This window comes from Vibrio sp. 10N.286.48.C11 (genome assembly GCF_041469805.1).
Classification (GTDB): Bacteria; Pseudomonadota; Gammaproteobacteria; order Enterobacterales; family Vibrionaceae; genus Vibrio; species Vibrio crassostreae_C.
In genome coordinates, this window is record NZ_JBFRLK010000003.1 from 106363 (window position 1) to 120447 (window position 14085).

6 protein-coding genes are annotated in these 14085 nt (G+C 43.2%); 1 reads left to right on the plus strand and 5 read right to left on the minus strand.

The features are described from left to right. Window positions 1–111: 111 nt before the first annotated feature. The 3 genes from AB4209_RS01360 to AB4209_RS01370 all read right to left on the minus strand — a co-directional run bounded on the left by AB4209_RS01360 (window position 112) and on the right by AB4209_RS01370 (window position 7232). Window positions 112–2892: a glycoside hydrolase family 3 N-terminal domain-containing protein gene (locus AB4209_RS01360; protein ID WP_372054591.1), complete on the minus strand. Its 2781-nt coding sequence runs from the start codon at window positions 2890–2892 to the stop codon at window positions 112–114. 543 nt (window positions 2893–3435) lie between these two features. Then, window positions 3436–5544, minus strand: a complete 2109-nt coding sequence (locus tag AB4209_RS01365; protein WP_372054562.1) for a hypothetical protein — start codon at window positions 5542–5544, stop codon at window positions 3436–3438. 131 nt (window positions 5545–5675) lie between these two features. Next, window positions 5676–7232 (minus strand): family 16 glycosylhydrolase, encoded by a 1557-nt coding sequence (locus AB4209_RS01370; RefSeq protein WP_372054564.1) that lies wholly within the window; start codon window positions 7230–7232, stop codon window positions 5676–5678. A gap of 589 nt (window positions 7233–7821) precedes the next feature. Here AB4209_RS01370 and AB4209_RS01375 point away from each other — a divergent pair. After that, complete coding sequence (locus AB4209_RS01375; RefSeq protein WP_372054566.1) at window positions 7822–9120, plus strand: carbohydrate porin; 1299 nt, start codon at window positions 7822–7824, stop codon at window positions 9118–9120. Between the two features lie 700 nt (window positions 9121–9820). Here the strand turns inward: AB4209_RS01375 and AB4209_RS01380 are convergent. Together AB4209_RS01380 and AB4209_RS01385 are read right to left on the minus strand one after the other, a co-directional pair. Beyond that, window positions 9821–12598, minus strand: a complete 2778-nt coding sequence (locus AB4209_RS01380; protein WP_372054567.1) for a glycosyl hydrolase — start codon at window positions 12596–12598, stop codon at window positions 9821–9823. A 276-nt stretch (window positions 12599–12874) separates the two neighbouring features. Then, window positions 12875–13894, minus strand: coding sequence for a LacI family DNA-binding transcriptional regulator (locus AB4209_RS01385; RefSeq protein ID WP_372054569.1), 1020 nt, complete (start codon window positions 13892–13894; stop codon window positions 12875–12877). Between the last annotated feature and the right edge of the window lie 191 nt (window positions 13895–14085).

Here is a 14085-nt window from a genome sequence, read left to right on the forward strand (position 1 = left end):
AAGCCCAGATAAAGAGCTGTTAATAGAAGACGAAGTTAGAAATAAAGTTTATAGAAAGGTGGTGTGGCTTAGAGATAAGCCACACCATTTTTTTTGCTAATTCCAACCTATTTAGTTGTTTAGGTCAACAGACCCTAGCACCTCACTGCAGTCAACCGCATCTTCTGGTGTGCCACTTGAATTTGGCACAATTCGAATTCTGCCCAGATCAAACTCTACGCTTTGTTCACTGAACATCAAAAATGGCGTACTCATCCTCTGAAATGACATTCCAGCATGCTCGAAACATTGCAGAGGCACCTTAACGGTCGTCCATTGTTCTGAAGGTTCTGGTAATACTCGGTTGATCTGTAACTCACCGATACATGGCCATTCACAATGTGTCGCTAGAGTCATGCTCTCTGGTACCTGAGTCTTCATTCGAATATCAAACTCTAGAGTGGAGTTTGCGTTAGTATAGCGGTTGTAGTCTGCTCCTTTTTTATCGGGAGCCTGCATATACAATTGGGCGGCAGGGCGCTCATTAAACGATTCTTCAGAACTTAAAAACTTAACGTTGAGAGCCGATTGCTGCATTCCGTTATAGTTAATACCGGTTGTAGTGAGTGAGCCTATCGACGTTGTGCCCTTGGTCACGGCAAGTGATTCCCAATTATTGGCAGCGCCAGACATTCTTGCAGTAAATTCACCTTTAGCGTCTTTACCAAAGACTTCCAGTGCGACTTGCGCAATGCCATTGTCAGGTTCTGACATGCCACACCCGTAGTCTCTTGGATCGAGCGGAATATTATCTAGATCGTCGTAACGAGCCTTAATCTCTTTTTGATCTTTATAGTTGAGCCCATATCCATAAGGGAAAAGGGGCTGATGTTCACCCGTGGTATTCTGTTCAATGAGGTTGCCAGTAATCCCGTCGATCGGAGTTTGGTAATTAGGAATGTTCGGAGCATTGCGATTAATGGTGGTCGAACATTTTTTTGCTCCCCATGAATAGCTCAACGTTCCTTTGAAGTCTTGGCCTTGGTTTGCGAAGAGCACATCGGTGATCCCTAAGCCTTCAGTACCGGGTAGCCAAGCAGCGACAAAAGCGTCAGATAGGTTGATCTCTTCGTTCACATAGAGCGGGCGACCGGAGTAAAAAATGGTCACAACCTTGTATCCTTGGCTTTTCAGGGTTCGAATCGTCTCTAGATCATTTTTGTAAGAAGGCTTAAGTTTGGCGAATTCTAAAGTTTGTGTTCGGCTGATGTCACCAAACATCTCTGCGTAAGGATCTTCACCGATAACCACAATGGCGGTTGTGTCTTCCGGGCTGGCATTGGATCTATCGGTCGTCACATTGTCAGGCCCTACAACAGATTTCATCGCCATTAATAGTGTCTGTGCATTTGGAAAGTCTTTTTCAATGGTGTTGCCATCGCCTTGCCAAGACAACGACCACCCACCTGTTTGCTTCGTAATATCATTCGCGGCAGAGCCTACAACCAAGAAACGGTCGCTTGTCGATAACGGAAGTGCGTCGTTGTTTTTAAGCAGTACCAATGACTCTGACACCGCTTGGCGAGCCAAAGAAACATGTTCTGGAGCGCTTAATACCTCTTGTTTTCCGGCTAAAGAGCGCAAAGATGGCATTGGCTTGTTCCATAAATTAGCGCGTTTCTTAACTCGTAATATCCTAGTGACGGCATCATCAATGCGTGACATTGGAATCACCCCTGAGTTCACCTGCTCAATGACATTGTGATAGAACGCTTGCCAGTCTTCACGCGCGGTGATCATGAATACATCATTACCTGCGATAACGGCTTGTGGGCAATTTGCGGCTGTGCAGCCATTAATTTCACCTTGCCCATTCCAATCTGTGACAACAATGCCATCAAAGGCCATTTTTCCTTTGAGTACGTCTGCAATCAGGTATTCAGAACCATGAATTTTTTGGTTGCTCATGTACGGTTGATCGGACGTATTGGCTTTGTCGCTACTCATTGGGTCGTAGTTATTAGGGTTCCACCAAGAGTTAAATGAAGACATCACCACTTGCGCGCCAGAGCTTAAGCCCCCGACATACCCCATAGCGTGAATATTACGAAGATATTCTTCTGTGTAACGGTTCTCACCGTGGTCAACGCCATTGAGTGTGCCGCCATCACCAATCCAGTGTTTGACGTTAGAGATCACATGAGTGTCTCCCTTGAGGCCACTTTCTCCGCCTTGAATACCTGTTACCATACGTTTGGCGTATTGGTAAACGATTTCAGGATCTTCAGAATACCCTTCGTAGACTCGCCCCCAGCGATAGTCTCTCGGGGTAGCAACGGTGGGTGCAAAAGTCCAATCTAAGCCGGTGGCAGCCACTTCACGGGCGGTAGCGACACCGATTTTTTCAATTAACTCTGGATTACGAGCTGCCCCTAAACCAATGTTATGTGGGAAGAGTGTTGCTCCAAAGACATTGTTATGACCATGGACGGCATCTGTGGCCCACATGAACGGAATGCGAAACCCTCGGCCTTCATAACTTTGTTCAAGTGCTAGCCAGAATTTGTCCGCTTCATTGGCCCACCGTTTTGCCGACGCATACTTGTCGTCGTCGGGGAAACCACCACCGCCGTTTAAAATGGAGCCTAGTTTGTACTGTTGTGCTTCAGCTGGCGTGACTTCACGTAGATCGGGCTGAACCATCTGTCCGACTTTCTCTTCAAGCGTCATGAGTGACACGATTGCCTTGATCTCCGCCTCTATAAGTGGGTCTTTTGATATTTGGCTGTTCACCGGTTGCCAATCGTTCAAGTAGGGCAGAGCGTCATTTGAATCGAACTCGGCAGAGGATATTGCTTGGTCGGGAGTTTGGCACCCTAAAATAAAGCTTATGGAAATGCATAAGCTCAACATCGATTTTTTATAGATAAACACGTATAAACTCCTGTTCATCGCAAGGCGACACGGTATTTTCTTAGATGGATAAATTTAGAAACCATTAATCAAATCGAAGACCTAATTAATGGTTAAGAAGATTTTGGGGAGACTAAGCAGAGTGAAAAAGAGAGAAACTCTGCTTAGCTTCAATTAGAAGTAGTATTTGTTGTAGTCTCGTGCGCAGAGCACTCCTGATGTGACTTTAAAAGGCAGACCGGCAGGCACGACTAATGATCGTTTCTTGTAGCGGACTAAGTCTTTTAAAGATTTGGCATAGGCGTATTTGCTCGCGAGATCTTTCCAGTAATTATCAAAACTCATGGTCGTCACCTTGAATAGGAGTGGCCTTTTTTAGTTAGGTCACCGTAAGGACTCATTGATTCTAGCGACGAGAGGGAGCGCGTTACTCGATCTCGTCGTTTGTGTTGAAGGCTGCTTTGAATTTAGGAATAGCCAAGTTTTAGGAATAACCTAGTATCAAGAACAGCCGTTTTAAGAGCCGTTTATTTTAAAAACAGCCTATTTTGAGAACTGCATATCGGTTAGATAAAACTTGTCACCAGCAGCGCCATTGCTACCGAAAATAGCGACTTGCATGACTTCGTTTACATCGATTGGAAGCTTTGTCATATCAAATGAGTATGTCGTCCAATCGCTACCCACAGTTGGAGTCAGCAATGTTTCGTAAGATGCGCCTTTAGTTGTATTAAAGGCAATCTTGAAGTCCGATAGGGCACCTACTGATGCGAGTTTAAAACTCAGGTTTTTGTATTGGTTCATATCAAAGTCGAATGGCAAAATTTCACCATAGACATCACCAGTGAACGCAACAACCGCTCCCCAACCGTCACCTTTTGTCATTTCCCACGCATTGCTACCTAGGTAAGTTGATTCTAGGTTGAAGTCTGTCCCTGTTGACCACTCATTGAAGGCAGCGTTACCAACATTAAGGAAAGCACTGTCATCATAAGTTAGGTCTGAATCTAAACTTGTTGGTGAAATCATCATAAAAGCATCACCGTAATCATTGTGATCGCGAGTCGGGTGTATCCCCTTGTCGTAGGCAATGAAGTCTGTGACATACAACGTTTGACCTGTCGTGTCTGGGGTATAAACACCGTACACAGCAATTTGGTTAATATCGCTAAGTGCGAGTCCAAAAGCGTTAAGATCAATATCTATTTCATTCCATTGTGTTGCATCGTCCAGTCCAAAAGGAATCACTGAACTTGTCGCTTTACCATCAACGTTTGTATCTAAGAAAACCTCAAATCGATCAAAGGCACCATCGGCGGCTACTTTTAGTTTCAAGTTAGTGTAGTTTTCCAAGCTAACGAGGTTAACCGGTGCGGCTTCAGTACTGTTTTGGTTGGTCATCGCCAAAACGGCACCCCAACTACCATTCTCTTCGAGGATCCATGTAGACAGGCCATCAAACGAGCCAGAAGAGATAACAGTACCCGTGCTCCATTCGCCATAAGCGACGTCTTTTAGGCCGGTTTCGCTGCTTGAGTGTAAAATGATGAATGGGCTTTCTAAGTTGTCATCAACCGTCGGCTCTTGAGTTTTCACGAACTTATAGTCTGTCACATAGAAAGTAGAAACACCTGGTGTGCCGCCAACACCCATGATTGCGATAGAGTCTACGTTAGAGGTTTCTAAAGAAAACTTACTAAGATCAAGTCGTACCGATTGCCATTGATCATTGATGCGATCGTCAACAGGTAAAAGAAGTTCTTTGCTTACGCCGTTTGCCTCTAGAGTAACGGCGTATTTTTCGAAACCACCGAGAGTTGCAACTTCAACATCTAAATACGTGAATCGGCTGAGATCTTGCTCAATACCGCCGTTGAACACTAAAACAGCACCCCAGTTACCTTCTTCAGGTGATTTAGGACCCGAAGTAATGCTCCATGCATTTTGGCCCAAGTAATTTGAATCACCATTGAAGACAGTACCAGTGCTCCATTCTTGAACGGTATCGTCACCAAAAGTAATATCCGATACTTCACTGCCAGAACTGATCAGTACAAACTCATCCGTTGGCGGTTGAACAACCACTTCTTCACTTAGGAAGACGTCCGCTAATTCTACTTGACCTGCATTTTCAAAAGTCAGTGAGAACCAAGATGTTTCATCATTTGGTGTAACAGGGACTTTCATTTGAACCCAACCATCGGAAAGGGCTGTACCGTTTGATATTGGGTAGTTGTCTTTGTATTCAGCTTGTAAGGTTACGATACCCACTTCAACCGTGTTTGCTGTTGTGGTACGAACCTTGAAATTCGCATGCGTGATATGGGCGGCATCAATTTCGTTGCCTTCAGAAACGCCCCATGCAATGTTAGACGTTGGTGCACCCCAGTTAGAACCGGGTTGCATCACAAGGATTTCACCGTATTGGCTGTTTTGAGCAGTGGCAAAAATACTGCCACTTCCCCAGGTGTCCCAGAATTCGAAAGTATGGTTTATCTCTTCAGTAGCGTGAAGAATATAAATACTTTCACCAACCACGACAGGAGGCAGTGGATCGATAGGTGGTGAGGTTACGTCGGTAAGCGGGTCGTCACCGCAACCAGCAAGAGCCAAAGCGGCTAGTGTTGGTGCTACATATTGGTACAGTTTCATTTTTGACTCCATTCAAAGAAAGCGCTTACAAATCGAATTTTGAGAAAGGTATAACACTTTCTTTCTTTTTAGTAATTTGAACGAATTAGATACGTTGGGGGTAGCGTTCGTGAGAAAGCTGAAACTATTTATTAGCGTTCGAATCGAACATTATCGAGTTGGAAAATCATTTCGCCTTGAGGATCAAGAACCAGTAGATTTTTGATCTTTGACATATCTACTTTCCCTACTCCAAATGAGTTGCCATTTTGCACAAGATCATTCAGACCAATGGTGATGGTATTCCACTGGTTATCTTTAGGGATATCAACAGAGTAATCGCTCACGTTTGGCCAGCCACTGTCAATTTTCACCACGATCTTGTCGCCTTTAGTGACTTCTTCCATTTTAATGTCAAAGATCAGTTTTGCGTCTTTCGTCCATGAAGAGAGGTCTAGCTCTGGTGTTGCGAAATAGACATTGCCTGTTTCACCTGTTTTCGTAACCTGCATTACTTGGCCACGGTCATCAGTGTCGACATAGTCAAAGCCCATAATCACGCCTTGTGGATCGTACTCGTTTTGCTGTAAATACTTACTCAACTCACCATCGAAAACCGAAATTGTGTTGCCTGTTACGTAATCACTTGGTAGCTCAACGGTGATAGGTGGCTTATTACCTTTCACATGAACGGCGTCTTCAGAAACCGTCGCACAACCTTTACCTGTTGTTGGATCGGTTGAACATTGGTAAACACGAACGTAGTCGACTTCAAGTGCTTGCGGGAAAACGGAAGAATCGATGCCTTTTTCATTGGTGTTACCCGCCCATGATCCGCCTATCGCTAGGTTTAGCAAAAGGTGAAATCTTTGCTCGAAAGGGGCGTCATCCACACCGATGACCTTCTCACCATCTTTTATATATAGGTTGTACCAACCATCCGATGTCTGAGTTGCAAAATGCACATCATCCACATACCAACGCATCTCACCTTTTTCCCACTCTAATGAGTAGGTGTAGAATTCGTCACCCGGGTTTTTATTATCAGGTACGGTATAAGCTTGACCTGAGTGCTTGTTATTTGGCCACATGCCGCCGTAGTGCAGGGTGCCATAAGTACGAGTTTCTGGTTGTCCATTTTGATCACCATGGATATCAGATTTACTCTTGAGGTTAACGGCTTCTACAATATCGATTTCGCCAGAAGCTGCCCATGTGCCATAAACCCAATCGGAAGGTAACATCCAAATTGCAGGCCATGTGCCTTGACCTACGGGCATTCTCGCTCTTACTTCAAAACGACCATATGTCCAATCGCCTTTATCGAGACTGCGTAAACGTGCAGAGGTGTAAGGTAAGGTTTTTAAATCGTCATAATTGCCGTCGACGTTGTTAGGGCCTAAAAAGTTTTCTTTATTTGCGACAATATATAAAATGCCACCTTCAACAAATGCATTCTTATCTCTTGCTGTGTAGCATTGCTGTTCATTGTTGCCACCACCCCAGCAGTTTTCTTCGAGAGTCCATTTAGAATCATCGATTTCAGTGCCACTGAACTCATCATTCCAGACTAGCTCCCAACCCTCACTTTTTTTGATCGCTGGATCGGACAGCGTTTGTTTTGGTACAACAAAGTCAGAACTGGAACACCCAGAGAGTAGTACAGTACCGATAAATAAAGCCAAAGGTGTTGGCTTGCTTAAGAACATAAGATATCCCTACATAAAATGAAAAAGAAAGCCCTTTCTTTATAGTCATTCCCTAATTCCCTTTCAACTTATAAATAAATAATGGGTATTTTCTGTTCCCAATTTGTGATGAGGCTCAATAGAGAACTTCCTATTCTATGAATATTCAATAAAATTTGAGTGTTTAAAATAATCCAACAATTAGGCGAGATAAATATTATAGACTCGCTGTTAGAAATTAAGATCCTTATTGAATTTGTTTTTATGTTGTTGTTTTTTATTGTTTTAATTTTAATTTATACAGGGGGTGAATTGATTTCAAAGTAATAATAAGGTTTTAATTTAAGTAACTTTAAGAATAAACCGCACTGCTCATACTATTTAGCCTATATAAAACATACATGATACAAATTTGCAGCAAATAAGGTGTGCATCATGTTTCACTTATGGGGTGGAATTTCATTTTCATTTTGAAAGCGCTTTCTTAATTATGAGTTTGATCACGGTAATATCCCGTTTTAGCCACTAATATTCACAGCCTAAAGGGTCGCTTTGACGAATGTCGACATCAATAGAAAGCGTTTACAACGAATTATCAGTAGGGATGACAATGAAAAAATCACAGGTACATTTAGCATGTATGCTTGCGTTAACCGGAGCAACCAGCTCATTTACAGCATTTGCTGAAAATACGGAAGGCTTTGAATTTGGTGGCTACTTCAGACAAGGTGTGCTCTTTAGTGCAGAAAACGATTTCAAAGATTCAGACTTTGTTGGTCAAAAAGAGACATTAGGGCGTTTGGGCCTAGAGTACGACAACCAAACCAATATTGACCTTGGGTATCGCTGGGCATATGGCGATGGACGAGAGCTAAAAATTGGTACGGGTGTGTCAGAAGGTCTTACCGCGGGCTCAGGTAGCGGTTTTGTTGAAATAAAAGGCTATACCGAGACAGGTACAGTGTTCGCAGGTAAAAGAGACTACGGTAAAGAACGCTATATCTGGATGACAGATTTCTTCTATTCTGACATGTCGGGTACTGGTATTGGTATTGAGTCAATGAAAGTGGGCAGCGCCATTGTCAATGCGGCCTATATTGCAAGCTACCGTGATGATTACGACCTAGAGAGCAATGCGAGCAACCCAAACTCTGAAAACCTTAATAACAAAATGCATGCAGTTAACATTGCAGCAAGATATGGGGTGTGGGATATCTCGGCAACGTTCAAAACAATGCCAGATAACTGGGATCGTGATGGTAAAGAGTGGGCTGAAACCGGTTATGACCTAACGGTTGGCTATAAGATGTTCAACTTTTTAGGCATGCAAGGCGACGGTAGTTCACAAACAAATATTGTGTTGCAAGCGGGTAAAGGTTTGGGTGCTGGCCAATTGCTTGGTGGTACGATTACTTCGTACAACGCTTATAAACCGGGTGCGCTTCGTCACGGCGAACATGAATTTGAGTGGGGTGTTGGTAACGACGCTATCTCGTTAATGACGCATTTAGAAGATGATGATACTTCATATCGTGCACTCGTTTTTGGTGGACATCAGTTTGATAACGGTATTGGTATTTTCCCTTCTATTCAAGGCCAATACAATGATTACGCCGACGGCACCTATGATTATTGGGCTTCGGCAATGGTACGTCCGGTGATTGGCATCAATGATAAGATGTATCTTCAGGGTGAGGTTGGCTACGTTTACAATAACTGGAACGGCGACTCTTACGACCAAGCTAAGATTACCATTGCACCAACGTTGATGTTCCCAACTTGGACTGGGGTTAATCCAGAAGTAAGATTGCTCGCGAGCTACGTTGTGAACTCATGGACAACAGACCCAGACGCAGGGCAATCTAAAAACGACTTTGTTGTCGGTATTCAAACAGAAGCAAGTTGGTAACCCGTCCATCCCCATCGTAGTAAATAATTAATTATCTTAGCGGGTTAAAGCGCTATTTCTGAAAAATTATTTATTGTGATTGGTATCAGTTTCTAGAATTCAGCTCCTTCGGGGGCTGTTTTTTTATCTGCTTATTAATGCTTGCCTTGTTCTTACCGCTGATCTTTTTATACTCCAAGCTCGTTAATAGCAACCGTTACTCGAATTACGTTCTAGTTATTCACGTTGAACAAACCTCTTTAAGTTGAATTTTGATTATTAGGCCTTTTATATCCAACTATCGGTAATAGTAATATCAATAACTAAACAGATAAGCTGTGGGCAGAAATACAAATAGCGTGGGATCAAGGCTTGAAGCCGAGGTGGTATGTTATTTATATCGATTCGTATAGATCGATTCATATAAGCTAAATTCGCATAAGCTCGATTCGTACAAACCATCGCTTAGTATAAATCATCGTTTCGTACAAAAAATCGTTTCACATAAACGATAGATTCAACAATAGATCAGAGAGGGCTTTGAGAGCAAAGGTCGGGCTTGAGAACCTAGGGCAGAATTAAAGCCTTTGAGCAGAATAGAGTCTTAAGGCCAAACTGAGGGCAGAAAGAATAGGACAATAAAAAGCGCCCACAGAATAGGGGCGCTCTATTTATTCTTCTTCAATGAATGGGGGGAACATTAAAGAATGGTTGTAAGCAATTATCGTAGCGTAAATCCATTTGGCTCGGCAACAACAACAGTACCATCGCTGAATGTCACGGTCTTGTCAGAATTCCCATAGTTATAAACCGCGTAGGTTTTCTGACGAGCATTTTCAAATACAACCGCAGATGGGTAATCGGCTTTTATATCGGATTGCATTGCACCCAACTGTTTCCAAGTGTGCAGCCAATGATAGGTATGGGCCTTGCTTGAACCACGTTCTACTACGTAGTCGCCGTAACCTTCGTAGTCGGAAATAGCGGCGTCAGGGTTGTGCATGGCGATAATGTTCCACCAAATATCACGCCATTCATCTTCACCTAGACCAGACGGTTTGCCGTTGGCTGTTTCACTCAACCCAAGGTCAATATAATCGCTCATATAATCAGAGTGTTGGCCAAGATGCAGCGACAATGTATTTGAAGGTAAGCCTTGAATACCCAGTATATGGGTATATTTTGGGCTAAACCATGTAGAGAAAGTCGCACCATCGCCCCAAATAATAGACGTTGTTATACGGTTATAGCTTGGTGGGAAGTTATCTTTATCGGTATCGTTATTTTCCGCTGTATAAGCATCAATATTGTTCCAATATTCCCAAAATGAGTTAGTCGTGGATGCATGGGTATACATACCGCGTTCAACGAATTCATCTTTGCCCGTTGCTAAACCGTAAATAACCATGGCGCCATACGCATTGGCCGCTTCAGATGTGGATTCATTGTTGTTTCCGCGCGTGAAGTTAACCATGCCAGATGCCCATGAGAAGCCGTTAGCAGGATCAAAGTGGCGCATATACGGGAACATGTTGTCGCCTTTACCTGCGGCATAATCGCGGATCAATAGCTCAATCATAGGCCCGTATTGTGCGTCACTACACCAACTCACATCTTGGCGGCAAATCTCGGCAGCAGCACGCACGAAGTACCCATAATGAAAATGGTGATCGTTTAATTGCTGGTGGGATAAAAATGACTCTTTAATACCGAGCAATGTATTCCACTGTTGGTCGTAGACAAAATACTTTTCTGTATCGAGATCGCCAGTTGAATTTGCAGTAAACCAATCTTCTAACTCAACCTTAAGCCACTGAATAAATTGTGAATTCTGAGCTTCTAGGCCTAGCGAATCACTGATGGCTGCCAACTCTGCGACTTGTCCATAAATTTTACCTGCCCAGTATGTATCGGCATATTCTCCCTTTTTCGTGTAACCGTCGGAATCATATTCGTTGAGCCAGTTTTCCTCGCCAAGAGCAATAAAGTCATTGATATGAGCCGTCAATGTCTCGGTATCTAAGGCTGATGCATCGGTCGGTAAGTAGGGTAGAGCGCCAATAAAAGGGATCGTGTAGTTAAATGAATCCGTTTGCGCGTACTTAATGACACCGCGAGCGCTTCGCGTTTTGAATTCAGAATCAAGAGCAGTTTGGTTTTTCCATGCCATAGGGAAAAGACCTGCAATTGTATCGACCTTTTGTCCGCTGCTATCTAAGTAAGAGTGAGTCACACTGACTTGACTGTTGTCACGATCTACGTGGTAGTCGACATCGACTGATTTCACGACGTTTCGAGCCTTAGGGGCATAGAATGCTACCTTTTTCTCGATGCTCATGTTGTCGTTAGGAAGTAGTGCGACGGTAAATTCGTTAGCTGCGTTGTTGATTCCAATATTGTCGCTGGTGGTATTCGTAAACTCAGTGTCGCCTTCACCAACGATCAATACTTCAGTTTTGTTGCCAGCTACATTCGTCCACACACCCATCGTGTTGTTGGTCGGTTGATGAGAAATGCCTTTTTCACCACCGTCGGGTCTGAAGGTATGAAGTTCAGCTTTGCCGCTGTATACCTTAAAAAAAGCGTAAGGAGATCCGTGGACAAATGTCGCCTCCATGACAGGCGTGTCTTCCGGTGTCTGCCACTCTACGGTTACAGAGCCATCACTGGCATCTTGTAGTTTAGCTTCTAATTGATCGTGTTCAGTGTTCGTGATTGTTACACCATCAAAAGTCTCGGCGAATGGATCAGGAATTTGATATTGGAATATATCGGCTCCAACGCCTCTTAGGCCAGAGGGGATACCTAATATACGCACACCAGTATTGGTAATACGGACTAACATTGGGTCAGGAGTCAGGTAGCCAGCATGATTAGGGTTGCCAATTTGCATCTCGCCCATAAAAGAAAGAGATCCCCACCAACGGTGAGCTTGCACAGGTTGAGTAGCAGCTTTACCTGTAACTTGTGGAATTACCGGTTGCGCTTCACCAATTGGACGACCATTTGAGTCGCAGCCTGCAACTGCAGGGCTTACCACACCGGCACTATGGATCCAGTGGCCGTAGTCTGTTGTGCAGCCGTAGCTCAAAGGGTTAAATTTTGTGGCGACGTTACCGGCACCAAATACTAAGTAATCGCCAGTGGGTGGCGGAGTAGGGTTTCTTACCGTTACCGTTCGAATTTTTTCTGCTGTGTTTCCAGCCGTATCAGTGGCGCTGTAATGAATTTTATAGACACCAAGTTGGTTTGAATCAACATTGTTGGTGATGTTGAGGTCAAGATCGGTATCCACATTGTCTGTTACGGTTGCACCTGGGTCGGTATAGAGTTGCCCTATATCTATGTAATCGCTTTCTTGACCGTTTAGCGTGATAACTGGCGCAATAGTGTCAATACTTGGAACAGGGGTGTTGGTCTCATCGCCACTGCTGCCTCCACAGGCTGTCAACGCTAAAGCGAGTGAGATAGGTACATATAGTTTGTTGTATTTATGCATGTTTTTGAACCCTAAATAGGATGATAATATAAGCTGTTTTATGGGTATAAAATGCTATGAAATCTTCATGGTTCTTAGGTTTCAAACACTTCATATCCGTTTGTGATTTTAAGAGAGCGCTTACTTTATGGCTTATGGCTCTTGAGCAGTTTCTTGGTGGCTATTACTAATATTCATTTAAAATAATAGTTAATAAGTGCGCACTAAATAGCTCTCGCCAAAAAGTAAAACGTTTATCTATTTTAATATTGTATTTATTAATGCGTTGTTAATAAGCTAGTGGTGCTGATTTAGGTCTTTTACTGAGTCCCTGATTTCAAGCGACGGTGTCAGTTTTTTCCCTTTTAGTATTTCTTTATTTGATAATTGGTCTATCAGCATTTGACCCGCGATTCTGCCCATATCATGGATAGAGACCCCAACCGTTGTCAGTAAAGGTCGCAGGTGTTTAGACATTAGATCGTTATCAAAGCTCACAATTGATAAGTCTTCGCCAACCTGGAGGTTGTGTTGTGAGCATGCATCATAGACCGCTAAAGCGATGTTATCATTTTGACAAAAAACTCCAGTAATATCGTTCATGGTCTGAATGAGATGATTTGCTTTCAATAGGTTATCTTTGTGGTCGAATCGCCCTTCGACAATTAGTGATGGGTCATAATCGATGTTGGATTCGGCCAGCGCCTTCATATAGCCAAGTAATCGGTCTCTCGCTTCATTTTTGACCAAGGGGCCAGTAATACAAGCGATTCGTCGATGGCCGTTATCAATCAAGTGCTGCGTAGCAAGATAGCCACCAAGCTCGTTGTCAACATACAAACAGTGTTGTTCAAGGTCAGGTAAGTGGCGATTTAAAATGACAAAATTTTGGAAGCTTGTTACATGATCGATTAACGTTGAATCACACATTTGATCGGCATGAATAATCGCACCATCCACTTGTTTCGACCGCAGAAAAGTCAGTGACTCGGTCTCTTTTTCAAGTGAATCTTGACCGCTTGTTACAATAAGATGTAAGCCCAGCTTGTAGATTTCATTTTCTGTGGCGTGCATCAGAGGGCCGTAAAAGGGGCCATCCAAGCTACCCACCAGCATGCCGATACTGTTGGATTTTTTAGTAGCCAGTGCTTTCGCAGTCGAGTTAGGCGTATAACCTAGCTCTTTAATAGCATTGAGAACCTTGATTAAATTTCTTTCTTTTACAGTAGATTGTTGGTTTATAACTCTAGATACTGTCGCTTGAGAAACGTTGGCATATTCAGCGACCTCTTTTATGGTAATTGTATTCTTATCCATGATATTCAATTCTACCTGTTAAATATAATATTTAATTGCATTCGCAATGGATTCATACCATTAAAAATATCTTATCCAAGGCCGGTAAATTAATATTACCTCAAAAAATAACTTTGTAAGCGGTTTCTTTTGGGGCGGTCATCACATTTACGATGAAATGAGCGAGGGAGGGGTTTTTGTGTAAGGTGTTG

What these genes read in the sequence shown, in the direction of transcription:
- AB4209_RS01385 (WP_372054569.1), bottom strand. Translation starts at nt 13,894, where the DNA reads ATGGATAAGAATACAATTACCATAAAAGAGGTCGCTGAATATGCCAAC.
- AB4209_RS01360 (WP_372054591.1), bottom strand. Translation starts at nt 2,892, where the DNA reads ATGTTGAGCTTATGCATTTCCATAAGCTTTATTTTAGGGTGCCAAACT.
- AB4209_RS01375 (WP_372054566.1), top strand. Translation starts at nt 7,822, where the DNA reads ATGAAAAAATCACAGGTACATTTAGCATGTATGCTTGCGTTAACCGGA.
- AB4209_RS01365 (WP_372054562.1), bottom strand. Translation starts at nt 5,544, where the DNA reads ATGAAACTGTACCAATATGTAGCACCAACACTAGCCGCTTTGGCTCTT.
- AB4209_RS01380 (WP_372054567.1), bottom strand. Translation starts at nt 12,598, where the DNA reads ATGCATAAATACAACAAACTATATGTACCTATCTCACTCGCTTTAGCG.
- AB4209_RS01370 (WP_372054564.1), bottom strand. Translation starts at nt 7,232, where the DNA reads ATGTTCTTAAGCAAGCCAACACCTTTGGCTTTATTTATCGGTACTGTA.